Source organism: Streptomyces sp. NPDC002092, assembly GCF_053593775.1.
In genome coordinates this window covers 60003-85420 of record NZ_JBSFDG010000009.1, presented here as the reverse complement: position 1 = coordinate 85420, position 25418 = coordinate 60003, and the positions used below count along the sequence as shown (strand labels likewise).

The window sequence follows — 25418 nt, the reverse complement described above, 5'->3', positions numbered from 1 at the left end:
TTTACCGAGGGAAATTCGAAATTGCATCGCCGGTGAGGGTTACGCACGGCGGCCTTGTGTGTTATCGCGCGGGCGCGGGCGGTCGCATGAGATGAAGGCGATACCTGGGGTATTGTCCGGAAAATACCGGGCAAATCGGCCACGATGTGTAACGCGTCACAAGCATGTAACCCCCACGAGATCTGCCCGAATTCCCCCGCTTGGTGTTCGCGAAATCTTTGCGTTTAGGCCGGGGAAAAGCGGGCAGAAGAATACGGGAAGCTGTGCGGAAGTGAATTCCTGAATTGCACCCGGAGTTCGGCCTTGAATTAGTAGCCGGTTACCCCGTCGATCCGTTCCCGCAAGATATCGGCGTGCCCGTTGTGCCGGGCGTACTCCTCGATCATATGAATGAGCACCCACCGCAGACTGACCTCCAGCCCCGCCATGGGGCCGTCGACGAGCCGCCTGGTGTCGTCCAGCGACCGCCCGGCACACAGTTCCCGGCCGCGCGCGATCTCCCGGCGCCATACGTTCAGCGCCTCGTCGAGCCCGCGCGCCGGGTCGAGCACGTACCCGGTCTCCTCGCCGAACACGGGCGGTACGTCGAGCCCGCCGACGACCCGCTGGAACCAGTTCCGCTCGACCTCGGCGAGGTGCTGCACCAGCCCGAGCAGCGTCAGCGCCGAGGGCTCGGCGGACGCCGTCCGCACCTGCGCGTCGTCCAGTTCCGCGCACTTCAGGGCGAGGGTGCCCCGGTGGAAGTCGAGCCAACTTTCGAGCATGGGGCGCTCGTCGCCGGTGAGGTGGGGGACGGGGCGGCCGTCGGGGAGAGTCTGGTTAGCCATGGGGCGAGCATGGCACCCCCGCTGGGGGCTGCCGCCCCCAGACCCCCGCTTCGGCCTGAACGGCCTCGTCCTCAAACGCCGGACGGGCTGAAAAGATCAAGCCCCGACCGGGGTGAAAGACGAAGCCCCGCCCGGCAATATCCAGCCCCTCCGGCGTTTGAGGAGCGGGGGTGCGGGGGCTGGCCCCCGGTTCGGGACGGGAAGGGGCGGCGGGGGCGAAGAACAGCGGCGGTCACCCCCAGCTCTGCTCCACGGCCCGCCGAGCCCCCGCAAGGTCGACCGTCACCCCCCGCTCAGCCAGCGCAGCGCCCAGCGCCGCAAGGCACCCCTGCACCACCCCCACCGAAGCATCCACGCCGTAGTGATTGACCCGAACCATCTCCTTCGCCAACGCACCCCCACCCGCCGCCAACGGCAGCGAAGGCTCACCCACCAGCGCCCGAGCCACCACCTCCGACGCCACCACCCCGTCGGGAACCCTCAGCGTCGTGGCCACCGGCGCAGCCTCCCGCGCCTCGTGGACATACGGCTCCAGCCCCCCGCCCAGAGCCACCGCCCCCGCCCGGGTCGCCGCCGCGGCCGCCGCATGCCGGGCCATGACGGCATCCAGCCCCGCCGTCTCGATCCGCTCGACACACGCCTCGAGCGCCAGCATCTCCAGCTGCGCAGGCGCATGCAGCAGCGCCGTCCGCCCGCCGTCGACCCACCGCTCCTTCCAGTCAAGGAGCGACAGATACGACCGACGCGGCGCCCCCGGGTTGGCGGCCATCCGCGCCCACGCCCGCTCGCTCACCGACACCGCCGACACCCCCGCCGGACCGCCCATCGCCTTCTGCGCCCCGATGACGCACAGATCCACACCCCACGCGTCCGGCAGCACCGGCTCGGCCCCGATGGAGGCGACGGCGTCCAGGTAGAACAGCGCCCCCTGCTGCCGTACGACCTCGCCGATCTCCGCGACGGGGTTGGTGTTTCCGGTCGCCGCCTCCGCATGGACCAGCGACACGAAGTCGATCTCGGGCCGCTCGGCGAACGCGGCCCGGATCTGCTCGGCGGTGACCGCCGTGCGGAAGGGCACGGCCAGGTCGATCACCGTCGCCCCGCAGTCCCGCAGCCAGTTCCCGAAGGTCTGCCCGTACGGGCCCGTGATGACGTTCAGCGCCACCGTCCCCGGCCCGGCGGTCGCGCGAATCGCCCCCTCCAACGGCAGCAGCGCCTCGCCCTGCATGATCACGACATCCTGCTCGGTGCCGAGAAGCCGCGCGACCCGGTCCTCGATCGACGCGAACTGCGCGGCGCTCATCGGGGGCAGATCGAGGAAAGGGTGGGTCACGGCGATGCTCTCTTCGTTCACGAGTGGTCGGCTCGGTCGAGGGTATCCACCACCCGTGACCCCACTCCCGTCCCTCCTGCCACTTGCGACTTCTTAGGCCGGACAGCCCCGCAACCATCGGTTTGATTTGAGAGACCCAAACATCTCCTTATAATCGGAACCCACAGTTCCCACACAGGAGGCCACCCCGTGAAGACGTTCTCCGGGCGCCGGACCCGCATCCTGGCCGCCACCACCGCGACGGCCGGGCTGGTGCTCGTGGCTGCCTGCACGTCCACCGGCAACGGTGGCAGCGGGAGCAAGACCGCCGCCGGCGGCGTCCAGCTCGTCAAGGCCGGACAGCTCACCACCTGCACCCACCTGCCGTACCCGCCCTTCCAGTCGGAGATCAACGGCAAGGTGCAGGGCTTCGACGTGTCGCTGATCGACCTCGTCGCCAAGGACCTGGGCGTCAAGCAGCAGATCCTCGACACGCCCTTCGAGAACTTCAAGACCGGCGCGTTCCTCAACTCCGGCGAGTGCGACGTGGCCGCGGCCGGCATGACCATCACCGCCGAGCGCAAGAAGAACGTCGACTTCTCGGACCCGTACTTCGACGCCACCCAGGCCCTCCTGGTCGACAAGAACAGCGGCATCACCTCGCTCGCCGACGCGAAGGCCAAGAAGGTCAAGCTCGGTGCCCAGGCGCAGACCACCGGCGAGGACTACGCGAAGAAGCAGGGCTTCGACCCGGTCTCCTTCGAGTCCTCCGACGCCGTCCTCAACGGACTGCGCACCGGCCAGGTCAAGGCCGTCATCATCGACTACCCGGTGGTCCAGGGCTGGCTCAAGGACAAGGCCAACGCGGACAAGTTCAAGGTCGCCGACAACCTCAACACCGGTGAGCAGTACGGCTTCACGGTGAAGAAGGGCAACACCAAGCTCCTCGCCGCCATCAACAAGGCGATCAAGGACGCCAAGGCCGACGGCACGTACAAGAAGCTGTACGAGAAGTGGATCGGCCCGTACAACCCCTCCGCCGCCTCCCCGTCCCCCGCCGCGTCCTGACCCATGAGCACCGACACTGACGTACAACTCCCGCCCAGGAAAAAGGGTCTGACGCGCAGTCAGAAGCGCAGCCTGTCGCGCGGCGCGCAGTACGTCGTCTTCGTCGCCGCCGTGATCGCCTTCGCGGTCTCGGCGGACTGGGGGCGGCTGAAGAACCAGTTCGCGCAGGGCAGCATCGCCCGGCAGATGTTCCCGGACATCATCACGATGGCGCTGAAGAACACCGTGCTGTACACGGTGTCCGGCTTCGTCGTCGGCCTGGCGCTCGGCATGGTGATCGCGCTGATGCGGCTGTCGTCCGTGGGCCCGTACCGCTGGCTGGCCGGCATCTACATCGAGATCTTCCGCGGTCTGCCCGCCCTGCTGATCTTCATCTTCATCGGGGTCGCCGTCCCGCTGGCCTTCCCCGGCACGGAGATCGTCGGCGGCACCTACGGCAAGGTGGCCCTCGCGCTCGGCCTGGTCGCCGCCGCCTACATGGCCGAGACGATCCGTGCGGGCATCCAGGCGGTGCCCAAGGGCCAGATGGAGGCGGCCCGTTCGCTGGGCTTCTCGCCGGGCCGCGCCATGGTCTCGATCATCATCCCGCAGGCCTTCCGCATCATCCTCCCGCCGCTGACCAACGAGCTCGTCCTGCTCTTCAAGGACTCCTCGCTCGTCCTGTTCCTCGGCGTCACCCTGGAGGAGCGCGAACTGTCCAAATTCGGCCGCGACCTGGCCAGTACGACCGCCAACTCCACGCCGATCCTGGTCGCGGGCCTGTGCTACCTGCTGATCACCATCCCGCTCGGCTTCGTCGTACGCCGTATGGAGGCGAAGGCCCAGGAGGCCGTCAAATGAGCCGTCCGGAAATCGAAGTACGCGGCCTGCACAAGTCCTTCGGCGACAACGAGGTGCTGCGCGGCATCGACCTGGAGATCGGCCAGGGCGAGGTCGTCTGCGTCATCGGCCCGTCGGGCTCGGGCAAGTCGACCCTGCTGCGCTGTGTGAACCTGCTGGAGGAGCCCACCAAGGGCCGGGTCTTCGTGGGCGGCACCGAACTCACCGACCCGGACGTCGACATCGACGCCGTACGCCGCCGTATCGGCATGGTCTTCCAGCAGTTCAACCTCTTCCCGCACCTCACGGTGACCGAGAACCTCACGCTGCCGCAGCGCCGCGTGCTCAGGCGGGACAAGGCGAAGGCCGCGCAGGTGGCCGCGGAGAACCTGGCGCGCGTGGGGCTCTCCGAGAAGGCGGACGCCTACCCCGCCTCCCTCTCCGGTGGCCAGCAGCAGCGCGTGGCGATCGCCCGCTCGCTCTCCATGGGCCCCGAGGTGATGCTGTTCGACGAGCCGACCTCGGCGCTCGACCCCGAGCTGGTCGGGGACGTACTGGCCGTGATGCGCATGCTCGCGAACGAGGGCATGACCATGATGGTCGTCACCCACGAGATGACCTTCGCCCGCGAGGTCGCCGACCGGGTCGTCTTCATGGACGGCGGCACCATCGTCGAGGACGGCACCCCCGGCCAGGTCATCGGCGCCCCCGTCCACGAACGCACCCGCCACTTCCTGTCCCGGCTGCTCGACCCGGCGATGGCCCAGGTGGAGGAGGAGACCTCGGACCAGGTGGGCGGGGCCGGCTGACAGTGCCGGATCGGGGAGGGACTGCCCGTCGTCCTAGGCTGAGGCCCATGAGCGATCGCGCGGTGCTGCATGTGAAGGGCAGGGTCCTCGTCGGGCCCGAGGACGTCCGGGACGAGCTGTGGGTGGTCGACGGCCGCGTCTCCTACGACCGCCCCGGCGGCGCGGACGACGTCCGTACCGTCGAGGGCTGGGCGCTCCCCGGGCTCGTCGACGCCCACTGTCACGTGGGCCTCGGCCCGCACGGGCCGGTCGAGCAGGACGTCGCCGAGAAGCAGGCGCTCACCGACCGCGAGGCGGGCACCCTGCTCATCCGTGACGCGGGCTCGCCCTCGGACACCCGCTGGGTCGACGACCGCGAGGACCTTCCGAAGATCATCCGGGCCGGACGCCACATCGCCCGCACCCGCCGCTACATGCGCAACTACGCCTGGGAGATCGAGCCGGACGAACTGACCGCCTACGTCGCCCAGGAGGCCCGCCGCGGCGACGGCTGGGTGAAGCTGGTCGGCGACTGGATCGACCGCGACCTCGGCGACCTCGCCCCCAGCTGGCCGCGGGAGGCCGTGGAAACGGCCATCGCCGAGGCCCACCGCCTCGGCGCCCGCGTCACCGCGCACTGCTTCGCCGAGAACTCACTCCAGGACCTGGTCGAGGCCGGCATCGACTGCATCGAGCACGCCACGGGCCTGACCGACGAACTGATCCCCCTCTTCGCCGCGCGCGGCGTCGCGATCGTCCCGACCCTCGTCAACATCGCGACCTTCCCGCAGCTCGCCGACGGCGGCGAGGACAAGTTCCCCAAGTGGTCGGCCCATATGCGCCGGCTCCACGAACGCCGCTACGACACCGTGCGCAACGCCTACGACGCCGGGATCCCCGTCTACGTCGGCACCGACGCCGGCGGCCACCTCGCGCACGGCCTGGTGGCGGGCGAGGTGGCGGAGCTGGTCACCGCCGGCATCCCGCCCGTCGAGGCGCTGTCGGCGACCACCTGGGACGCGCGGAAGTGGCTCGGCCGCCCCGGCCTGGAGGAGGGGGCCCCGGCCGACCTCGTGGTGTACGAGAGCGATCCACGGGCCGACGTACGTGTACTCGAGGCCCCTCGGCGGGTAGTGGTGAACGGACACGTCGTCGGCTGACCGACGCGGGCACAAGGCGATACGGCGGTGAAAGAGTGCAACGCCTGTGCCTGGGGATTCGAAAATGTTCACGGCGAACGCACGATGGGGTGAAGTGGCGCCGGAATGCCGTCAGGGCATCCCTGGTGCGCAATTCTTGACGGGTCCCGAGCAAGAATCCTCTGAGGGGTCCCCACCTTGAACGGCAAGAACTTCCGCATGCCCGCACGCCGTCTCGCCACCGTCGCGACGGCCACGGCCCTCGCCGCAGGTCCCGCGGCGCTGGCCGGCGCGGGCGCCGCGCACGCGACCGGCGACCAGGGCCGGGCGAGCGCCGTCGTCCTGCGCACCGGGCTCGACGTCTCCCTGCTCAACAAGACCGTGAACGTCCCCCTCTCGGTCTCGCTCAACCAGGTCGAGGCGCCCGAGAGCGCCGAGAAGACGGCGCTGAGCGCCAAGCTGGACGGCGTCAACGGCGGCAGGGCCTTCAGCGTGCTGGACGCGAGGACGGCCAAGTCCGCGGCGAGCGTCACCGCCGACCGCGCCGAGGGCTCCACCGACCTCGCCCACGCGAGCGTCCATGTCCCGGGTCTGCCGCTGCTGTCCCTCATCGAGCTGGAGCAGGTCACCTCGAAGGCGGTCTGCGAGGCCGGGAAGAAGCCCGTCGCATCCTCGAACCTGGGCGGCTCGGTGACCGTCCTGGGCAAGAAGGTCACCCTGACGACCGGTGGCACCACGGAGGTCAAGGCGGCCGGCATCGGCGAGGTGCGTCTCGACCTGTCGAAGACGGAGACGACCTCGCGTACCGCGGCCGCCACCGCCCTCGAACTCAAGGTGTCCGTCAACCCGTTGAAGCTGAACGTGGCCGAGGTCGAGGGCACCCTCACCCTGGCGAAGGCGACCTGCGAGGCGCCTCCGGCGGGTGCGCAGGGGTCGGCGGCGCCCAGCACGGGCCCTGCGGGCGGCACCGGGGGCTCGGGTGGCGCCAGGGCGCAGGGCGGGGACTCGGGGCTTGCCGACACCGGCGGTAGCTCCATGACGCCGTACCTCGCGGGTGGGGCGATCGCCCTGGTTGTGGCAGGCGGGGGAGCGGTGGCGCTGGCGCGGCGGCGCTCCGCCGGGCTGCGGTGATCGGTTGTCTCTTGTCTGCGGATTCGTTGTGGCTGGTCGCGCCCACGCGGCGGAGCCGCATATCGATACAGCCCCGCGCCCCTTCGGGGCGCTACCGAACCGGTGACGCCAGCGTCAGCGCTTGGTCCAGTGCCTGAAGGAAGGCGTTGACCGTCGTCCGGTCCCGCACCGCCAGGCGTAGCCACTCCTCGCCCAGTCCTGGGAACGTGTCCCCGCGCCGTACCGCGTAACCCAGGTCCCGCAGATGCCGGCGTACCTCGGTCGCCCCAGGCAGTCGTATGAGCACGAAGGGGCCCTCGGCGGGCTGTGTCACCCGCAGCCCGTCCGAGGCGAACTCGCCCAGCCCGGCTACGAGATGGGCCCGGTCGGCGGCGATGCGGTGGGCCGCGTGTGCCGCCTCCGCCAGGGCCTGTGGTTGCATGCAGGCCTCGGCGGCGGCCAGCGCGGGTGTGGACACCGGCCACAGGGGCTGGGCGCGCTCCAGTTCCGCGATCGTCTCGGGGGCGGCGAGGACGTAGCCGATCCGCAGGCCGGCCAGCCCCCAGGTCTTGGTGAGGCTGCGCAGGACCACCAGCCCCGGCACGTCCGTCCGCCCCGCCAGCGCCTCCCGCTCACCCGGCACCGCGTCCATGAACGCCTCGTCCACGACCAACGTCCGCCCGGGACGGGCGAGTTGGGCGACGGTCGCGGCGGGGTGCAGGACGGAGGTCGGGTTCGTGGGGTTGCCGATCACCACCAGGTCCGCGTCCTCGGGGACCGCCGCCGGGTCGAGGCGGAAGCCGTCCTCCTCGCGCAGCAGCACCCGGTCCACCGTGTGGCCCGCGTCCCGCAGGGCCGCCTCCGGCTCCGTGAACTGCGGGTGCACGACGACCGGTCGGCGCACCTTCAGGGCCCGGGCGAGCAGCACGAAGGCCTCGGCGGCACCGGCCGTCAGCAGCACCCGCTCCACCGGGAGGCCGTGCCGCCCCGCCACCGCCGCCCGCGCGGCCCGTCCGTCGGGATAGGCCGCGAGGGAGCCGAGCGAACCGGCTATGCGCTCGCGCAGCCAGGCGGGCGGGGTGTCCGCGCGGACGTTCACCGCCAGGTCGACCAGGGCGGAGCCGTCGTCGCGCACCTCGGCGTCGCCGTGGTGACGGAGATCGTGCTCAGTGCGCATGGGCGTGTCCGCCGTGGTGGTGGTGACCGTGGTGGTGGTGACCGTCGTCGTCCGGGTGGAAGTGCGGCTGCTGCGGCAGCCCCACCTTGTCCTCGAAGCCCGGCAGCGCGATCCGGTACACGCACGAGTCGCAGTTCATGCGCAGATCGCCCTTGACGGCCTCCTCGTACCGCTCCATCACCAGATCGAGCAGCTCCGGCTCCGGGCCGATGACGTCCGCGGAGCGCACCTCGACCTCCGGGTGCGCGGCCGCCCAGCCCTCGGTCTGCTGCCGCACGCGGTCCGGCAGGATGCCGGTGAACAGGAAGTAGGGGAGGACGACGATCCGGCGCGCACCCAGCTTCGCGCACCGGTCCAGGCCGCTCGGCACGTCCGGCGCCGCCAGCGACACGAACGCCGTCTCCACGCCCGCGTACCCGCGCCCCTCCCACAGCAGCCGCGCCGCCTTGTACACCTCGGCGTTGGCGTCCGGGTCGGTGGACCCGCGGCCCACCAGCAGCACGGTGACGTCGGCCCGGTCCTGAGGCGTCCGCGCGGTCCCGCCGAGCGCCTCGTCCAGCCGCCGCTCCAGGACCGACAGCAGCGAGGGGTGCGGGCCCAGCGGGCGCCCGTACGTGTAGGAGATCCCCGGGTGGCGCTCCTTCTCGCGGGACAGGGCCGCCGGGATGTCACCCTTGGCGTGCCCGGCGGAGACCAGCATCAGCGGCACGGCGGCGAAACGCCGTACCCCCCGCTCCACCAGTTCGGCGACCGCCTCGCCCAGCGGCGGCGGCGACAGCTCGATGAAGCCGCCCGCGACGGGCAGGTCGGGGTGGCGGTCGCCCAGCTGCCGTACGAAGTCGCGGAACGCCTCGGCTCCGGCCTCGTCCCGGGTGCCGTGACCGGCGATGAGCAGGGCGGGCGGCGGGGTGGTCACGATGTCTCCTCGGAGTACGAAGTGGGGTGGTACAGCAGGGCGTTCAGAGCGGCCGACGCGACCGCCGAGCCGCCCTTCTCGGACACGTTGCTCACGGCGGGCAGCCCGCTCTCGCGCAACGCGGCCTTGGACTCGACCGCGCCGACGAAGCCGACGGGCAGGCCGATGACGAGTGCGGGGGAGGTGTCCAGGGTCAGCAGCTCCTCCAGGGCGGTCGGCGCGTTGCCGATCACCCAGAGGGCGCCCGGCCCGACCTGTTCGTAGGCGAGCCGTATCGCGTGCGCCGAGCGGGTCAGTCCCGGACCGGCGACGGCGTCCCTGAGCCGGCAGACCGTCTCGCGCCGGGTGATCCCGGCCGCGACCATCTCCACGTCCACGACGACGGGCGCCCCGCCGTGCAGGGCGGCGTACGCCTTTTCCAGGGCGGCCTCGTCCATGACGAGATCGGTCGCGTAGTCGAGGTCGGCGGCGGAGTGGACGACCCGCTCCACCACCGCCCGCGTCAGCGGCGGGAAGTGCGAGGTGTCCAGGCGGGCCCGCAGCCGCCGGTAGGACTCCTGCTCGATCGGGTGGACCACACGGTTCACTGGGCGGCCTCCTGCCAGCGGTAGCCGCGCGGCGTCACCATGCGTCCCGCGATCTCACGGGTCGCCGTGTTGCCCACGGTCACGACCGTCATCATGTCGACCGTCGCCGGGTCCAGGGAGCCCAGGTCGGTCACCCGGCTTGATTCGTCCGGCCGCGACGCGTTGCGTACGACCCCGACCGGCGTCGTCGGCTCCCGGTGCTCCGCGAGGATCGCGAGCGCCTTCGGCAGCTGCCAGTCACGGCCCCGGGAACGGGGGTTGTAGAAGGTCACCACGAGATCCGCCTCGGCCGCCGCGCGCACCCGCCGCTCGATGACCTCCCACGGCGTGTGCAGGTCGGAGAGGCTGATGGACACGTGGTCGTGGCCGAGCGGCGCGCCCAGGATCGCCCCGGCCGCGAGCGCGGCGGTGACGCCCGGCACGCCGGTCACGTCGATGTCGTCGGAGGCCTCGGCGAGCGCGGGGGAGGCCATGGCGTACACGCCGGCGTCGCCGCTGCCGATCAGCGCGACCGCCTGCCCCTTCCGGGCCTCGGCCACCGCGGTCCGGGCCCGCTCCTCCTCGGCGCCGAGCCCGGACTCCAGGATCCGGGTGCCGGGCCGCAGCAGATCGCGGATCTGGTCGACGTACTGGTCGAGCCCTACGAGCACGGAGGCGCGCCGCAGTTCGCCGGTGGCGCGCGGGGTGAGCAGATCGCGGGCGCCGGGACCGAGCCCGACCACCGCGAGCCGCCCGCGCGCCGCACGCCGTACGACGGCGCAGGTCGCCATGGAGGCGTGCCCGTCCGCACGGGCCGACTTCCGCTTGGGGACGAGGAGTTCACCGCCACGGGCGAGCGCGGAGGCCTCGGCGACGGAAGGAGTGCCCACAGCGGTGAGCGGGGCGTCGGAGGGATTGGGGACCTCGACCGTCGCCAACTCCTCGGCGGAGTACGTCACCAGGGGAACCCCGAGCCGCGCGGCCGCCTCGACGATGCCGGGTTCGTCCCGCTTGGCGTCCACGGTCGCCAGTTCGGCGAGGCTACGAGGAGACAGTCCCGCGTCCCGCAACGCGCTCTCGACCAGGCCGAGCACCTCCTCGACGGGGGCACCCTTGGACGCGCCCACGCCGACGACGAGGGACGGCGGACGGAGCAGCACCTCCCCGGCGGCGGGTTCGACCGCACGGTCCGTGAGCCGGACGGTGTGCCTGCCCTGCGGGGCGAACGGCACCGGTGGCAGCGGCCACGCCAGTTCGGCGTCCAGCGCGACCGGCTCGCCGTCCAGCAGCGCCCGCGTCACACCGGCCACGTCGCCCTCCACCGGGAAGCCGAGCGTGTCCAGGCCGGGAATGCCGACCGCGTCCGTCGCCGTGGTCACCACGGGCTCGGCACCCAACAACTCGCCCACCCGCTCGGCGAGTTCATTGGCACCACCCCCGTGCCCGCCCACCAGCGACACGGCGTACCGCCCGCCCTCGTCGACGCACACCACACCCGGGTCGGACGCCTTGTCGCCGAGCAGGGGCGCCACGAGCCGTACGACGGCCCCCGTCGCCAGGAAACACACGAGCTGCTCGCACTCCGCGAACGCGGCCCGTACGGCGTCCCCGACGGGACCCTCGTACACGCGCGTGCGGTCCGGCCACGCCGCGGCCAGCCGGTCGCGCGCCGCCGCCCCCGCCGCGGTGGCGGAAATGAGGCCGATCACAGGGCAACTCCTTCATGAGAAACGGGGGTTCTGGCCCCCCACAGCAGGAAAACCGGATTGGTCGCCGCCAGCCGGGTCACGTCACCCGGCAGCGGTGCGAGCCGCGAGGACTGCAGCAGCACCCCGTCGCAGTCGAACCCGGACTCGGTGAGCGCCGTGCGCACCGCGGGCACCCGGTCCAGTGCGGCCATGGCGACCACGACCGTCCGCCGCGCCCGCCGCGCGCACACACGCACGATGTCCGGCAGCTCGCGCCCCCCGCCCCCGACGAACACGGCGTCAGGATCGTCGAGTCGATCCAGCGCGTCCGGCGCGGTCCCATGCACCACGTGCACGTCGACGCCGTGCGCACCCGCGTTGGCGCGGATCCGCTCCACCCCGTCCGGCGCCTTCTCGACGGCGCTGACGGCGGCGCCAAGCCGCGCACACTCCACGGCCACGGATCCCGAGCCGGAGCCGACGTCCCAGACCAGGTCGCCGGGGCGAGGTCCGAGCCGGGCCAGGGCCAGCGCCCGTACCTCGAACTTGGTGATCATCGAGTCGCGGTGCGCGAACTCGCCCTCGTCCAGGGCCCACCCGGAGGGCCGTACGGCCGCCCCGGCGAGCGTCCGTACGGGACCGAGCGCCCGCGTCTCGTCCAGGCACAGGACGACACTCACCGCCGTACCCCAGTCGCGGCGCGCGGCCTCGGCGGGGGAGACCCGCTCCAGGCGCTCCTCGCCTGAGCCCAGCGCGGAGGCGACGAAGAGGACCCGGCCGGGCGCGGTTCGGGCGAGCGCGGCGCCCAACTCGGCCGGACCGGCGCCGGGCCCGGTCAGCACGGCCACCTTCGGGTGCGCCCGGCACATGTTGACGGCCGTGCGCGGATCGCGCCCGTGCGCGCTGACGACGACCGCGTCGTCCCAGGTCAGCCCCAGCCGCGCGAAGGCGGTGGCGACGGAGGAGACACCCGGCCGTACGTCCAGACGCTCCGCACCGAACCGCTCGGCGAGCGCCCGCACGATCCCGAAGAACCCGGGGTCGCCGGAGGCCAGCACGACCACCCGCCGGTCCTTGCCGACGTACTCCTCCATGGTGTCCAGGGCGGGCGCCAGCGGCCCGAGCACGATCCGCTCGGCGGTCTCGGGCAGCCGCACGGCGTCCAGGTGCCGTCGCCCGCCCACCACGAGCTCGGCCCCCGCCACCGCTTCCGGGGGAACGGGTGTGCCCGTCCCCGTACCGACGACCGTGATCACGTACTGGCACCCCGCGAGCGCAGGGCCCTGCGGGCCTGAGGGTCGGCCTTGCGGTAGCCGTGGAAGTGGCCGGGGTGGTACAGGTGCGAGCGCGTGCCCTCGGCGTCCAGCGCCGGGCCGACCAGGAAGAGGGTGTGCTTCCAGAGCTTGTGCTCCTTGACCGTCTCCTCCAGCGTCCCGATCGTGCACCGCACGACCAGCTCCTCCGGCCAGGTCGCCTGGTAGGCGACGACGACCGGAGTGGACGTCGGATAGCCGCCCTCCAGCAGCTCCCGCACCAGCTGCCCGCTGCGCGCGGCGGACAGGAAGATCGCCATGGTGGTGCCGTGCTTGGCGAACTCCCGCACCTCCTCCCCGGGCGGCATCGGCGTCTTGCCGCCGCCGAGCCGGGTCAGCACGACGGACTGCGCGACCTCCGGGATGGTCAACTCGCGCTGCGCGAGCGCGGCGACGGCCGAGAAGGCGGACACACCGGGCACGACCTCCGTCTCGATGCCGATCCGCGCACACCGGTCGAGCTGCTCCTGCGTACCACCCCAAAGAGCGGGATCCCCGGAGTGAATGCGGGCGACCTTCAGGCCGGTGTGATGGGCGCGCTCGTAGACGGCGACGACGTCCTCCAGCGACATCGTCGCCGAGTCGAGGATCTCCGCGTCCTCGCGCGCGTGCTCGAGGACCTCCGCCTGCACCAGGCTCGCCGCCCAGATCACGACGTCGGCCTCGGCGATCGCGCGCGCGGCACGGAACGTCAACAGGTCGGCGGCGCCGGGGCCGGCACCGACGAAGGTCACCTTGCCGGTGGGGGCATCGGCCATGGGAACGGTCCTCTCTAGCAAAGCTCTGGGTCGGGCTCTTGGGGTTACGAGTGTGGTGTGGTTATTGCCGTCGGACGTGCGTGAACGGGGGTTGATCGGATAGCAAGGGCGTATGGCGGTCTTCGTCGCGCTCGGCGCGTTCCTGATGACGCTGGCCGGCGGCTGGACGGCACAGCGTGTGACCGACCGCCGCCACCTGGTTCTGGGGCTGGCCGGCGGACTGATGCTGGGTGTCGTCGGCCTGGACCTGCTGCCGGAGGCGCTCAAGGCGGCGGGTGAAGAGGTCTTCGGTGTACCGGCGGCCCTGCTGCTGTTCGTGGTCGGCTTTCTGCTGGCCCATCTGGTGGAACGCCTGCTGGCCGCCCGCCAGGCCTCGCACGGCGGGGAGGAGAGCAACGGACGCGCGCCCGAGGTGGGCCTCACGGCGGCCGCGGCGATGGTCGGCCACAGCTACATGGACGGCGTGGCGATCGGCGCGGCCTTCCAGGTCGGCGGCGGCATGGGCACGGCGGTCACGCTGGCGGTGGTCGCCCACGACTTCGCGGACGGCTTCAACACGTACACGATCACCAGCCTGTACGGAAACGCCCGCCGCAAGGCCCTGACCATGCTGTTCGCGGACGCGGTGGCCCCGGTGGCCGGCGCGGCCTCGGCGGCGTTCGTCACCATCCCGAAGGGCCTGCTCGGCGGCTACCTCGGCCTGTTCGGCGGCGTACTCCTCTACCTCGCCGCCGCCGAGATCCTCCCCGAGGCGCACCACGAACACCCCGCCCGCTCGACGCTGCTGTGCACGGTGGCGGGGGCGGCGTTCATCTGGCTGGTGGTCGGCCTGGCCGGGTGAGCCGGCGCCGGTCACAGCTTGCCGCCGCGCCCGCCGTCGCGCGGCGCGGGCGCGATGAGCGTGGAGAGGTAGGGCAGGGGCTCGCCGTCGAGCTGGGACGCCGGCCGGATGGACTGCGACTCCAGCCCGAGCGCGGAGCCCCACACGGCTTCGTCGATCCGCCCGGTCTCGCGCAAGGCCTCGGCGACCTCGCCGGCCTGCCGCCCGAACTTGTACGCGACGACCGTGCCCGGCCCGTTGAGGGCGTCCTTCAGCACGGCGGCCCCGGCGGTGACGGGCACGAGGGTGAGCGGCTCGGTGCCTTCCGTGAGCACGGCACCCGAGCGCGCCGCGAGATCCTGCATGGCGGTGATCCCCGGCACGGTCTCGATGCCGGTCCCCGGCACCAGCTCGGTGATGGTCTGCGCGAGATAGGTGAAGGTCGAATAGACATTGGGATCACCGATGGTGGCGAACGCGACGACGCCCCGCTCCCGCAGCAACTGCGCGACCCGCTCCCCGGCCGCGTCCCAGGCAGCCTCCCGCCGCCCGCGGTCACTGCGCTCGTTCAGCGCGAACACGACCCGCACGACCTTCTCCGCGGGCACGTAGTGCAAGACGGTGGCCTCGGCCCGCCCCCGTTCCAAGGTGTCCATGACGGGCACGACGACGACATCGGCGGCCCGCAGAGCATTGACCCCCTTGACGGTCACCAGCTCGGGATCCCCCGGGCCCACCCCGACCCCGATCAACCTACTGCTCTCGCTGCTGCTGGTCATGACGTCCGGCACCTCTCCACGAACCGACGGGCGACACCGGGCTCGGACGCCCAGTGCGTGTGCAGATAACTGGCGTGCACACCTTGTTGTACGAAGCCTTCGACCCGCGGCGCAGGGGCGCGCACACCCCAGGCGGGAGCCGCTCCCGCCCCCGGCTCGACGACCGTCCGATGAAACTCGTGCCCCCGCATCCGGGTCCCGGCGGGCGCCAGCACACTGTCACCGACGGCCACGGCGTCCCGGTACCCGAGAGTGAGCCGCCCGCTCATGCGCGCCCTCGCATCGAGCACCCCGCACATGGGCTGCCCGTCGAGCTCCCGGCACAGATACAGCAGCCCGGCACACTCGGCAGCAACGGGAGCCCCGCCCTCCGCCAGCGCGGCGACGGCTTTGCGCAGCGGTTCATTGGCGGACAGCTCGCTCGCGTACACTTCGGGAAACCCCCCACCGATGACCAACCCCCGTGTCCCATCGGGCAGTTGCTCATCACGGAGCGGATCGAACGGGACTACTTCGGCCCCTGCGGCAGCGAGCAGTTCACTGTGCTCGGCGTAGGAGAAGGTGAAGGCCGCCCCACCGGCAACGGCAACCACCAGCCCGTCCGGCGTTTGAGGACGAGGCCGTTCAGGCCGAAAGCGGGGGTCTGGGGGCGCAGCCCCCAGGGTCGGGACGGGAAGGGGCGGCGGGGGCGAAGAAGCGAGCACCTCAGCCGCATCCCATGCCGCACAAGACAACGCACCCGCACTGCGCGCCAGTGCAACCAGCGCCTCCAGATCACACCCGTCGAAGACCTGCGCGGCCATCGCCGCAACGGCATCGACCGCCGCAGCCCGCCGCTCGGCAACAGGCACCAACCCAAGGTGCCGCGAAGGCGTATCCACCTGAGCCACCCGCCGCAGCACCCCGAACACCGGCACCCCTGCGGACTCCAACGCCTCCCGCAACAACTCCTCATGCCGATCGGAAGCAACCTTGTTGAGGATCACGCCCCCGACCCGCACCTCCGGATCCCAGGACGCAAACCCATGCACCAACGCCGCCACGGACCGGGACTGCGACGACGCGTCGACCACCAGCACCACCGGTGCCCGCAACAGCTTCGCCACATGAGCGGTGGACGCCAGTTCACCCTCCCCCGCGGCCCCGTCGAACATCCCCATCACACCCTCGACGACGGCGATGTCACACCCACGAGCCCCGTGCAGAAACAACGGCCCCACCAGCTCCGGCCCGCACAGATACGCGTCGAGGTTCCGCCCCACCCGCCCGGTGGCGAGCGCGTGATACCCGGGGTCGATGTAGTCCGGCCCGACCTTGTGCGGGGACACGGCAAGTCCCCGCGCGGCGAACGCGGCCATCAACCCCGTGGCAACGGTGGTCTTGCCGCTGCCCGAGGAGGGCGCGGCAATGACCAGCCGAGGGATGGAGGACAGGGAGGAACTCACGACGACATCACCACTCGATGCCCCTCTGCCCCTTCTGACCGGCATCCATCGGATGCTTGACCTTGGACATGTCGGTGACGAGATCGGCGGACCCGACGAGTTTCTCGGGCGCGTTCCGCCCGGTGATCACCACATGCTGGGTCCCGGGCCGGTTCCGCAGCACGTGGACGACCTCATCGGTGTCCACCCACCCCCAGTGCATCGGGTACGCGAACTCGTCGAGCACATACAGCCGGTACGTCTCCGCGGCGAGGTCCCGCTTGACCTGCTCCCAGCCCTCCCGGGCCTTCTCCTCGTTGTCCATCTGGGAGTCCCGCTGCACCCAGGACCAGCCCTCGCCCATCTTGTGCCAGTCGACGGTCCCGCCCTCGCCGGAGGCGCCGAGCACCCGCAGCGCGTTCTCCTCGCCGACCTTCCACTTCGCCGACTTGACGAACTGGAACACCCCGATCGGCCACCCCTGGTTCCAGGCCCGCAGCGCCAGACCGAAGGCGGCCGTGGACTTGCCCTTCCCGATGCCCGTGTGCACGACGACCAGCGGCCGGTTACGACGCTGACGAGTCGTCAGCCCGTCGTCCGGCACCACACTCGGCTGCCCCTGCGGCATTACGCGGCCCTCCTCTTCGTCCCACCCTGTACATCCCTGACCAGCCCGGCGATGGAGTCCGCCCGCAACTCGTCGAGCGTCACCGCCGTCCCCCCGAGCTCACCCGCGAGCTGCCCGGCGAGCCCCAGCCGCACCGGCCCCGACTCGCAGTCGACGACCACGGAGGCGATTCCCTCGGCCGCGAACAGCCGGGCGGCCCGCCCGGCGAGCGCGACCGGTTCCGGACCGCCGGTGGCCCGCCCGTCCGTCACCACCACGACCAGCGCCCGCCGCGCCGGATCCCGCAACCGCTCCACCCGCAGCACGTCGTGCGCGCGCAGCAGCCCGGCGGCGAGCGGTGTACGCCCACCGGTCGGCAACGACTCCAGCCGCACCGCCGCGGCGTCCACGGACGAGGTCGGGGGCAGCGCGACCTCGGCGGCCGACCCCCGGAACGTCACCAGCCCCACCTTGTCCCGCCGCTGATACGCATCCAGCAGCAGCGACACCACGGCCCCCTTCACGGCGCTCATCCGCTGCCGGGCCGCCATCGACCCCGACGCGTCGACCACGAACAGCACGAGATTCCCCTCGCGCCCCTCCCGGGTCGCCTGCCGCAGATCGTCCCGCCGTACGACCAGCCCCGGCCCCGACCGCCCCCGCGCCCGCTGATGCGGCGCGGCGGCCTGCACGGTCGCCGCCAGGTGCAGCTTGGTGAGCGCCCCCCGAGGCCGCCGCGCGCCGGTCGTCCGCCCGTGCTCCGTCCGCGCCCGCGAACGCCGCCCGGCGGCCCCCTCACCGATCCCGGGCACGCTCAGCACCTTGGTACGGAAGGGCTCCGAGGCCCGTACGGCGGACTGCTCGGCAGCGCCCGAGGCCTGCGGCTGCCCGCCCTCCCCGGCCTCCGGCCGCGCGTCGGTGTCACCGCCCTGCGGCCCGTCCGAGTCCCCGGAGGGCGGCTGCCCGCCACTGCCCGGCCCGCCACCGTCCGGGTCCGGGTCCGGGTCCGGGTCCGGGTCGGGATCGTCTTCGTCGGAGAACTCCTCCAGCGTCTCGTCGAGCTTGTCCTCGTCGAGCCCCGGCGCGTCGAAGGGGTTACGGCGCCTGCGGTGCGGCAGCGCGAGCAGTGCCGCCTGCCGTACGTCCTCGGCGAGCACCTCGGTCCGCCCCGCCCAGGCGGCCAGCGCGGTGGCCGTGCGCGCCATCACGATGTCGGCGCGCATGCCGTCCACCTCGAAGGCGGCGCAGGTCGCCGCGATCTGCCGGAGCGCCCCGTCGCCGAGCCGCACCGACGGCAACAACTCCCGTGCGGCGACGATCCGTTGACGTACAGAAGCCTCCTCGTCCGCCCAGCGGGCCGCGAAACCGGTCGGATCGTCGTCGTAGGAGAGTCTGCGCCGTACGACCTCCACCCGCTGGTCGGGCTCCCGCGAGGCCGCGACTTCCACCGTCAATCCGAACCGGTCGAGCAACTGCGGCCGCAGTTCGCCCTCTTCGGGGTTCATCGTGCCGACGAGCAGGAAACGCGCGGCATGCCGGACCGAGACGCCCTCGCGCTCGACGTACGACGCCCCCATCGCGGCCGCGTCCAGCAGCAGGTCGACGAGATGGTCATGAAGCAGGTTGACCTCGTCGACGTAGAGGATCCCGCGGTGCGCGTCCGCGAGCAGACCGGGCTCGAAGGCCTTGACGCCCTCGGCGAGCGCCCGCTCGATGTCCAGCGCGCCCACGAGGCGGTCCTCCGAGGCACCGACCGGCAGCTCGACCATGCGGGAGGGGCGCTCCGTGCCCGCTCCCGGCTCGTGCGGTCCGTCCGGGCAGGACGGGTCCGGTGCCGCGGGGTCGCAGGAGAAACGGCACCCGGGGACGACGGCCACCTCCGGCAGCAGCGCCGAGAGCGCCCGCACCGCCGTCGACTTGGCGGTGCCCTTCTCGCCGCGCACCAGCACACCGCCGACCGCCGGTGACACGGCGTTCAGCAGCAGCGCGAGCCGCAGGTCGTCCTGGCCGACGACGGCCGTAAAGGGGAAGGGGGTGGTCACTGGTCGCCCTCCAAGTCGCCTTCCAGCTCCAGGTACGTGGCGCGCAGCTGCTCCAGCGTCTGAGCGTCCGGCTCCGCCCACAGCCCACGGTCCGCGGCCTCCAGCAGGCGCTCGGTGATACCGCGCAGCGCCCACGGGTTGGACTGCTTCATGAACTCCCGGTTCTCCGGGGCGAAGACGTACTCGGCGCTGAGCTTCTCGTACATCCAGTCGTCCACGACGCCGGCCGTGGCGTCGTACCCGAAGAGGTAGTCGACGGTCGCCGCCATCTCGAAGGCGCCCTTGTAGCCGTGCCGCCGCATGGCAGCCATCCAGCGCGGGTTGACGACACGCGCGCGGAACACGCGGTGCGTCTCCTCGCCCAGCGTCCGGGTCTTCACCTGGTCGGGGGTGGCGGAGTCACCGACGTACGCCTCGGGGCTCTCGCCCGTCAGGTGCCGCACCATGGCGACCATGCCGCCGTGGTACTGGAAGTAGTCGTCGGCGTCGACGAGGTCGTGCTCGCGGGTGTCGACGTTCTTCGCGGCGACGTTGATCCGCTTGAACGCGGTCTCCATGTCCCCGCGGGCCGCCCGGCCGTCGAGCCCTCGCCCGTACGCGTAGCCGCCCCAGACGGCGTACACCTCGGCCAGGTCGGCGTCGGAGCGCCAGTTGCGGGCGTCGATCAGCGGCAGCAGCCCGGCACCGTAGGCGCCCGGCTTGGAGCCGAAGATCCGGGAGGTCGCGCGGCGCCGGTCGCCGTGCTGTGCCGTGTCCTCGTCGGCGTGGGCGCGCACGAAGTTCTGCTCGGCGGGCTCCTCCAGCTCGGCGACCCGGCGGACGGCATCGTCGATCAGCCCGACGACGTGCGGGAAGGCGTCACGGAAGAACCCGGAGATACGGACGGTGACGTCGATGCGCGGGCGCCCCAGCTCCGCCAGGGGGATCACCTCGAAACCGGTCACCCGGCGCGAGGCGTCGTCCCAGACGGGACGGCAGCCCAGCAGGGCGAGGATCTCGGCGATGTCGTCGCCCTGCGTGCGCATCGCGGAGGTACCCCACACCGTCAGGCCGACGGACTTCGGGTATTCGCCGGTGTCCTGCAGATACCGCTGGACGAGGGACTCGGCAAGGGACTGGCCGACCTCCCAGCTCAGCCTGGAGGGAATGGCCTTGGGGTCGACCGAGTAGAAGTTCCGGCCCGTCGGAAGGACGTTCACCAGACCGCGGGTCGGCGAACCGGACGGACCGGCCGGGACGTAACCGCCGTCGAGCGCCTTGAGGATGTGGCCGATCTCGTCCGTCGTACGGGCCAGCCGCGGCACCACCTCGGTGCAGGCGAACTCCAGCACCGCGACGGCGTCCGGGAGTTCGGCGCCGAGCACCCCGCGTACGAGGGCCGGGGCGAGCGCGACGTCCCAGTCCCGTGCCTCCATGCCCTCCGCGATCCGCCGGCACAGCTGCTCCAGCAGGTCGATGGCGTCGGCGGCCGTACGGGAGGGGCCCTCGACCAGATCGCTCAGCTCGACCGGCACCTTCACCGGCGCACCGGGCTCGGCGAGCAACTCCTTCTCGACCAGCCCGAAATGAGCGGCCAGCGAAGCCCTGAGCCCCGGCAGCGCGTTCGCCTGCCCGCCCCACACCTGCGAGGCGCGCAGCACGGCCAGCACGAGGTTCACCCGCGGCTCGCCGACCGGCCCGCCGCCCAGGATGTGCAGTCCGTCGCGGATCTGCACGTCCTTGATCTCGCACAGATAGCCGTCGATGTGCATGACGAACTCGTCGAACTCGTCCTCGTCCGGCTGCTCGTCCACATGCAGGTCGTGGTGCAGCTCGGCCGCCTTCACCAGCGTCCAGATCTGCGCCCGCACCGCCGGGGCCTTCGTCGGGTCCAGGTCGGAGACGAGCGCGTACTCGTCGAGCAGCTGCTCCAGCTTGGCCAGGTCGCCGTAGGTGTCGGCACGGGCCATCGGCGGTACGAGGTGGTCGACGACCGTGGCGTGCCCGCGCCGCTTGGCCTGGGTGCCCTCACCGGGGTCGTTGACGATGAACGGGTAGATCAGCGGCAGTTCACCGAGCACCGCGTCCGGCGCGCATCCGCCGCTGAGCCCGAGCCCCTTGCCGGGCAGCCACTCCATCGTGCCGTGCTTGCCCATGTGGACGATCGCGTCGGCGCCGAACGTGTTGTCGAGCCACCGGTAGGCCGCCATGTAGTGGTGCGAGGGCGGCATGTCGGGGTCGTGGTAGATCGCGATGGGGTTCTCGCCGAAGCCGCGCGGGGGCTGGATCATCACGACGACGTTCCCGAACTGGAGGGAGGCGAGGACGATGTCCTCCCCGTCGACGTACAGACTGCCCGGCGGCTCGCCCCACGCCTGAAGCATCCCGTCCCTGAGCTCCGGGTCGAGCTTGTCGAACCACGCCCGGTAGTCCGCGAGCGGCACACGCGCGGGCGCGGCGGCAAGCTGCTCCTCGGTCAGCCACTCCACGTCGTGACCGCCGGCCGCGATGAGCCGGTGGATCAGCTCGTCGCCGCCGGAGGGGTATTCGGTGAGCGAGTACCCGGCGGCCTTCAGGGCGTCCAGGACCCGCACCGCCGACGCGGGAGTGTCCAGACCGACCGCGTTGCCGACCCGCGAGTGCTTGGTCGGGTACGCGGTGAAGACGAGAGCGAGCTTCTTGTCGGCGTTCGGCTTGTGCTTCAACTGCGCGTGCCGTACGGCGATCCCGGCGACCCGCGCGGCCCGCTCAGGGTCGGCGACGTACACGGGCACGTCGTCCGGGCCCTGCTCCTTGAAGGAGAACGGCACGGTGATCAGCCGCCCGTCGAACTCTGGGATCGCGACCTGCATCGCTGCGTCCATGGGGGACAGGGCGGCGTCCGACTCGTCCCAGGCCTCACGCGACGACGTCAGGCAGAGGCCTTGCAGGACGGGGACGTCGAGATCGGCGAGTGCCCCGATGTCCCAGGCCTCCTCGTCACCGCCGGCCGATGCCTGCGAGGCATGTGTGCCGCCGGCGGCGAGGACGGTGGCGACCAGGGCGTCGGTCCGGCCGAGGATCTCGTACAGCCCGGCGTCCGCACCGCGCAGCGAACCGCAGTAGACGGGAAGGGCGTTGGCGCCCTTCGCCTCGATCGCGTCGCACAGGGTGTCCACGAAGGCGGTGTTGCCGCTCAGCTCATGGGCCCGGTAGAAGAGCACGCCGACGGTCGGGCGGCCCTCGACGAACGGGCGCTCGCCGTGGATGCCGTATTCCGGCATCTTCTGCGGCTCGACGAAACCCTCGCCGGTCAGCAGCACGGTGTCGGACAGGAACCGGGCGAGTTCCGTCAGGTTGGCGGGCCCGCCCTCGACGAGGTACCTGAGCGCCTCCGCCACGACACCGGCGGGCACGGACGACTCGGCCATCAGCTCTGCGTCGGGGACGGCCTCCCCGCCGAGCAGCACGGTCGGGATCCCGGACGCCCTGAGCGCGGCGAGCCCGTCCTCCCAGGCCCGCTTCCCGCCCAGCAGCCGTACGACGGCGATGTCGGCGCCGTCGAGGAGGCCGGGCAGCTCCTCCGTCACATCCACCCGGGTCGGGTTGCCGATCCGGTAGTCGGCACCGGACGAGGCCCGGGCGGCCAACAGATCCGTGTCGGCGGTCGACAACAACAACACTGTGCTCATGCGGGCGCTCCCGGTGGAATGAAAGGCAGTCCTTGCGGCGCGCCCGACTCGATGAGCCGCCACAGCGCGTCCGTGTCCGCGTGTTGTTCGATCAGGTCGCCGAGCCGGTCGAGCTGCTCCTCGCGCAGCGCGGCGAACGAGGTGTCGGGCGCCGGTACGAAACGACGGCCCGCGGCGGCCGCCACCTCGCGCAGAAAGGCCCGCCGGAAGCCGTCCGACTCCAGCGAACCGTGCCAGTGCGTGCCCCAGGTCTGCCCGACGCGGATGCCGTCCAGGAAGGCTTCCCCTCCGCCTATGTCGGCGACCCCGTGATGGATCTCGTATCCCTCGACGTGCTCGCCGAGGGCTTCCCCGACGGGCCGGGTGAGGGTCTTCTCGCGGGCGAACCGCACCCGCACGGGCAGCACTCCGAGCGCTTCGACATGCCCGCGCCGGCTCTCGACCTCGTCCTCGATGTGCTCGCCGAGCACCTGGAAGCCACCGCAGATGCCGAGGACGGGCCGCTGTTCGGCGGCCCTGCGGACCAGGGCGTCGGCAAGTCCCCGCTCGCGCAGCCACTCCAGGGCCTTCACCGTTCCCCGGGTCCCCGGTACGACGACGAGGTCGGCGTCGGCGAGTTCCTCGGGCCGGTCCACGAACCGCACCACGACGCCCGGTTCGGCGGCCAGGGCGTCCACGTCGGTGAAGTTGGACATCAGCGGGATCGCGCACACGGCGACCCGCAGCACGTCCTCGCCGACGGGCGGCGCCACGTTCGACTCCCGCACCGTCCCCCGGAGCGAGACCCGCAACCCGTCCTCCTCGTCGATGCCGAGGCCGTGCTGGAAGGGCAGGACGCCGTAGGTGCGCCGTCCGGTGAGGCCGTGCAGCATGTCCAGCCCTGGCTCCAGGAGGCTGACGTCACCCCGGAACTTGTTGACGAGGAACCCGGCGACCAGCTCCTGGTCCTCGGGCGAGAGCAGGGCGACGGTTCCGAAGAAGGAGGCGAAGACCCCGCCGCGGTCGATGTCACCGACCACGAGCACGGGAAGCCGTGCGTTGCGGGCGATCCCCATGTTCACGATGTCGGTCCGGCGCAGGTTGATCTCGGCGGGAGAACCCGCACCCTCACAGATCACGGCGTCATACGTGCCCCGCAACTCGGCGAGACAGTCGAGCACGGTCCCCAGAAGCTGCTGCTGCCGCCCACCGTGATACCCGCGCGCACTCAGCTCGCCGACGGGCTTGCCCATCAGCACGACCTGGCTGCTCTGCTCGCCACCGGGCTTGAGCAGCACGGGGTTCATCAGCGCGGTCGGTTCGACCCGGCAGGCCTGCGCCTGCATGGCCTGAGCCCGCCCGATCTCGGCACCCTCGCGCGTCACGAACGAATTCAGGGACATGTTCTGCGCCTTGAAGGGCGCAACCTTGACCCCCTGCCGCACCAGCCAACGACAGATCCCGGCGGTGACGACACTCTTCCCGGCATCGGAGGTCGTACCGGCAACAAGAAGCCCCCCGCCGCTCATGACGCACCGCCGAAGGCTGTGGGCAGTCGTTCCGCTGGGGCGATGGGGGTCCCCCCGCTCGAGTGAAGCCGAGAGTGGGGGAGGGTGGGCACAGCCCCCACCGCCGGGCGCCGTGCGACCCGGCCCCGCAGCACCGCCCCAGCCGCACTGACCCCCAACGCCAGCCACCCCACCCGCCGCGACAACCGCACAGCCCGCTCGATGTCCCCGACCTCCACAGCCCGCCCCTCCGCGTTCAGCACAGGCCGATGCTCGACCCGCCCCCCATACGACAAGGTCCCGCCCAGCCGCACCCCCAGCGCCCCGGCGAACGACGCCTCCACGGGCCCGGCGTTGGGGCTGGGATGCTTCGCGGCGTCAGAACGCCACACCCGCACCGCCCCCCGGCGGTCACCCCCCGCGACGGCCGCCAGCACGGCGGTCAGACGGGCCCCCGGCCACCCCGCGACATCGTCCAGCCGCGCCGAAGCCCACCCGTACCGCCGGTACTTGGCCGACTTGTGCCCCACCATGGCGTCGAGCGTGTTGACGGCCCGGAACCCGAGCAGTCCCGGCACCCCGCCCACGGCCCCCCACACCAGCGCCCCCACGACGGCATCGGACGTGTTCTCGGCGACGGACTCCACAACCGCCCGCGCGATCCCGTCGGCGTCCAGGGCCTGCGGATCCCGCCCGCACAGATGCGGCAGCCTGGCCCGGGCGCCCTCGACGTCCCCGGCCTCCAGCGCACGCCCGATGCCACGGGCCTCGCGCGCGAGCGAAGTCCCCCCGACGACGGCCCAGGTGGCGGCCGCGGTCAGTGCGAGGGAGGCGGCACGGGACGGACGTAGGGCCCGCTGCGCGACGACACCGAGCGCGATGGCGCTCCCGGCGCACACGGCGGTGTGCAGCGCGCCCCGCCCGCGATGGTCCCGCCACAACACCCGCTCCACGGCCCCGGCGGCCCGTCCGAACAGGGCGACCGGATGCCCACGGCGCGGATCGCCGAGCAGATGGTCACCGAGGAGGCCGGCGGCGGCGCCGTACGCGAAGACGCGATCGGCACGCATCGGCTCAGCCGGCCGTGGGGTCGAGCAGCGACCTGGTCCTGAACCTCAAACGGCAGGC

At 71.9% G+C, this 25418-nt stretch carries 21 protein-coding genes; 6 read left to right on the top strand and 15 right to left on the bottom strand.

Annotation, left to right across the window (positions count from 1 at the left end):
- Positions 1-308: 308 nt before the first annotated feature.
- Together ACWCRD_RS21750 and ACWCRD_RS21745 are read right to left on the bottom strand one after the other, a co-directional pair.
- Complete coding sequence (locus ACWCRD_RS21750; RefSeq protein ID WP_450967449.1) at positions 309-827, bottom strand: DinB family protein; 519 nt, start codon at positions 825-827, stop codon at positions 309-311.
- A 232-nt stretch (positions 828-1059) separates the two neighbouring features.
- Positions 1060-2160 carry a pyridoxal-phosphate-dependent aminotransferase family protein gene (locus ACWCRD_RS21745; RefSeq protein WP_450967448.1) on the bottom strand — a complete coding sequence of 367 codons (1101 nt, stop codon included), beginning with the start codon at positions 2158-2160 and terminating at the stop codon, positions 1060-1062.
- Positions 2161-2349: 189 nt separating this feature from the next.
- Here ACWCRD_RS21745 and ACWCRD_RS21740 point away from each other — a divergent pair, with 189 nt between their 5' ends.
- From ACWCRD_RS21740 to ACWCRD_RS21720, 5 genes are all read left to right on the top strand, one after another.
- Positions 2350-3207: a transporter substrate-binding domain-containing protein gene (locus ACWCRD_RS21740; RefSeq protein ID WP_450967447.1), complete on the top strand. Its 858-nt coding sequence runs from the start codon at positions 2350-2352 to the stop codon at positions 3205-3207.
- A 3-nt stretch (positions 3208-3210) separates the two neighbouring features.
- Entirely contained in the window at positions 3211-4047 is an 837-nt protein-coding gene (locus tag ACWCRD_RS21735) for an amino acid ABC transporter permease (protein ID WP_450967446.1), read from the top strand.
- Complete coding sequence (locus tag ACWCRD_RS21730) at positions 4044-4835, top strand: amino acid ABC transporter ATP-binding protein (protein WP_450967445.1); 792 nt, start codon at positions 4044-4046, stop codon at positions 4833-4835. The genes ACWCRD_RS21735 and ACWCRD_RS21730 overlap by 4 nt, the downstream gene beginning before the upstream one ends.
- 47 nt (positions 4836-4882) lie before the next feature.
- Complete coding sequence (locus ACWCRD_RS21725; protein ID WP_450967444.1) at positions 4883-5974, top strand: amidohydrolase family protein; 1092 nt, start codon at positions 4883-4885, stop codon at positions 5972-5974.
- Positions 5975-6151: 177 nt separating this feature from the next.
- Complete coding sequence (locus tag ACWCRD_RS21720) at positions 6152-7084, top strand: SCO1860 family LAETG-anchored protein (protein ID WP_450967443.1); 933 nt, start codon at positions 6152-6154, stop codon at positions 7082-7084.
- A gap of 91 nt (positions 7085-7175) precedes the next feature.
- On the opposite strand, the gene cobC is transcribed toward ACWCRD_RS21720, so the two are convergent.
- Genes cobC through cobM form a run of 6 tightly spaced genes read right to left on the bottom strand, consistent with a single transcriptional unit; the run spans position 7176 to position 13481 of the window.
- Entirely contained in the window at positions 7176-8240 is a 1065-nt protein-coding gene (gene cobC, locus ACWCRD_RS21715) for an Rv2231c family pyridoxal phosphate-dependent protein CobC (RefSeq protein ID WP_450967442.1), read from the bottom strand.
- Positions 8230-9156 carry a sirohydrochlorin chelatase gene (locus tag ACWCRD_RS21710; RefSeq protein WP_344403776.1) on the bottom strand — a complete coding sequence of 309 codons (927 nt, stop codon included), beginning with the start codon at positions 9154-9156 and terminating at the stop codon, positions 8230-8232. Before ACWCRD_RS21710 ends, cobC begins: the two co-directional genes overlap by 11 nt.
- Positions 9153-9743, bottom strand: a complete 591-nt coding sequence (locus tag ACWCRD_RS21705) for a precorrin-8X methylmutase (RefSeq protein WP_450967441.1) — start codon at positions 9741-9743, stop codon at positions 9153-9155. Before ACWCRD_RS21705 ends, ACWCRD_RS21710 begins: the two co-directional genes overlap by 4 nt.
- Positions 9740-11431, bottom strand: a complete 1692-nt coding sequence (gene cobJ, locus ACWCRD_RS21700) for a precorrin-3B C(17)-methyltransferase (protein ID WP_450967440.1) — start codon at positions 11429-11431, stop codon at positions 9740-9742. The genes ACWCRD_RS21705 and cobJ overlap by 4 nt, the downstream gene beginning before the upstream one ends.
- Positions 11428-12666 (bottom strand): precorrin-6y C5,15-methyltransferase (decarboxylating) subunit CbiE, encoded by a 1239-nt coding sequence (gene cbiE, locus ACWCRD_RS21695; RefSeq protein WP_450967439.1) that lies wholly within the window; start codon positions 12664-12666, stop codon positions 11428-11430. Before cbiE ends, cobJ begins: the two co-directional genes overlap by 4 nt.
- Entirely contained in the window at positions 12663-13481 is an 819-nt protein-coding gene (gene cobM, locus ACWCRD_RS21690) for a precorrin-4 C(11)-methyltransferase (RefSeq protein ID WP_450967438.1), read from the bottom strand. The genes cbiE and cobM overlap by 4 nt, the downstream gene beginning before the upstream one ends.
- A 112-nt stretch (positions 13482-13593) precedes the next feature.
- Between cobM and ACWCRD_RS21685 the strand changes: the two genes are divergently transcribed.
- Positions 13594-14322 carry a ZIP family metal transporter gene (locus ACWCRD_RS21685; protein WP_450967437.1) on the top strand — a complete coding sequence of 243 codons (729 nt, stop codon included), beginning with the start codon at positions 13594-13596 and terminating at the stop codon, positions 14320-14322.
- 11 nt (positions 14323-14333) lie between these two features.
- Here ACWCRD_RS21685 and cobI read toward each other — a convergent pair whose 3' ends face one another.
- Genes cobI through ACWCRD_RS21650 form a run of 7 tightly spaced genes read right to left on the bottom strand, consistent with a single transcriptional unit; the run spans position 14334 to position 25360 of the window.
- Positions 14334-15080 (bottom strand): precorrin-2 C(20)-methyltransferase, encoded by a 747-nt coding sequence (gene cobI, locus ACWCRD_RS21680; protein WP_450967436.1) that lies wholly within the window; start codon positions 15078-15080, stop codon positions 14334-14336.
- Entirely contained in the window at positions 15077-16570 is a 1494-nt protein-coding gene (locus ACWCRD_RS21675) for a cobyrinate a,c-diamide synthase (protein WP_450967435.1), read from the bottom strand. Before ACWCRD_RS21675 ends, cobI begins: the two co-directional genes overlap by 4 nt.
- On the bottom strand, positions 16533-17132 hold the full coding sequence (cobO, locus tag ACWCRD_RS21670) for a cob(I)yrinic acid a,c-diamide adenosyltransferase (RefSeq protein WP_450967434.1): 600 nt from the start codon (positions 17130-17132) through the stop codon (positions 16533-16535). The genes ACWCRD_RS21675 and cobO overlap by 38 nt, the downstream gene beginning before the upstream one ends.
- Positions 17132-19153: a putative cobaltochelatase gene (locus ACWCRD_RS21665; protein ID WP_450967433.1), complete on the bottom strand. Its 2022-nt coding sequence runs from the start codon at positions 19151-19153 to the stop codon at positions 17132-17134. Before ACWCRD_RS21665 ends, cobO begins: the two co-directional genes overlap by 1 nt.
- A complete protein-coding gene (gene cobN, locus ACWCRD_RS21660) occupies positions 19150-22803 on the bottom strand; it encodes a cobaltochelatase subunit CobN (protein ID WP_450967432.1) in 3654 nt (1217 codons plus the stop codon). The genes ACWCRD_RS21665 and cobN overlap by 4 nt, the downstream gene beginning before the upstream one ends.
- A complete protein-coding gene (locus tag ACWCRD_RS21655) occupies positions 22800-24311 on the bottom strand; it encodes a cobyric acid synthase (protein ID WP_351481692.1) in 1512 nt (503 codons plus the stop codon). Before ACWCRD_RS21655 ends, cobN begins: the two co-directional genes overlap by 4 nt.
- Positions 24308-25360: a cobalamin biosynthesis protein gene (locus ACWCRD_RS21650; protein WP_450967431.1), complete on the bottom strand. Its 1053-nt coding sequence runs from the start codon at positions 25358-25360 to the stop codon at positions 24308-24310. Before ACWCRD_RS21650 ends, ACWCRD_RS21655 begins: the two co-directional genes overlap by 4 nt.
- Between the last annotated feature and the right edge of the window lie 58 nt (positions 25361-25418).

Bases quoted from the DNA above. Each gene is read 5' to 3' on its own strand.
- ACWCRD_RS21750 (WP_450967449.1), bottom strand. From the start codon at position 827: ATGGCTAACCAGACTCTCCCCGACGGCCGCCCCGTCCCCCACCTCACC.
- ACWCRD_RS21735 (WP_450967446.1), top strand. From the start codon at position 3,211: ATGAGCACCGACACTGACGTACAACTCCCGCCCAGGAAAAAGGGTCTG.
- ACWCRD_RS21730 (WP_450967445.1), top strand. From the start codon at position 4,044: ATGAGCCGTCCGGAAATCGAAGTACGCGGCCTGCACAAGTCCTTCGGC.
- ACWCRD_RS21725 (WP_450967444.1), top strand. From the start codon at position 4,883: ATGAGCGATCGCGCGGTGCTGCATGTGAAGGGCAGGGTCCTCGTCGGG.
- cobC (WP_450967442.1), bottom strand. From the start codon at position 8,240: ATGCGCACTGAGCACGATCTCCGTCACCACGGCGACGCCGAGGTGCGC.
- cobM (WP_450967438.1), bottom strand. From the start codon at position 13,481: ATGGCCGATGCCCCCACCGGCAAGGTGACCTTCGTCGGTGCCGGCCCC.
- ACWCRD_RS21685 (WP_450967437.1), top strand. From the start codon at position 13,594: ATGGCGGTCTTCGTCGCGCTCGGCGCGTTCCTGATGACGCTGGCCGGC.
- cobI (WP_450967436.1), bottom strand. From the start codon at position 15,080: ATGACCAGCAGCAGCGAGAGCAGTAGGTTGATCGGGGTCGGGGTGGGC.
- ACWCRD_RS21675 (WP_450967435.1), bottom strand. From the start codon at position 16,570: ATGCCGGTCAGAAGGGGCAGAGGGGCATCGAGTGGTGATGTCGTCGTG.
- cobO (WP_450967434.1), bottom strand. From the start codon at position 17,132: ATGCCGCAGGGGCAGCCGAGTGTGGTGCCGGACGACGGGCTGACGACT.
- cobN (WP_450967432.1), bottom strand. From the start codon at position 22,803: ATGAGCACAGTGTTGTTGTTGTCGACCGCCGACACGGATCTGTTGGCC.
- ACWCRD_RS21655 (WP_351481692.1), bottom strand. From the start codon at position 24,311: ATGAGCGGCGGGGGGCTTCTTGTTGCCGGTACGACCTCCGATGCCGGG.
- ACWCRD_RS21650 (WP_450967431.1), bottom strand. From the start codon at position 25,360: ATGCGTGCCGATCGCGTCTTCGCGTACGGCGCCGCCGCCGGCCTCCTC.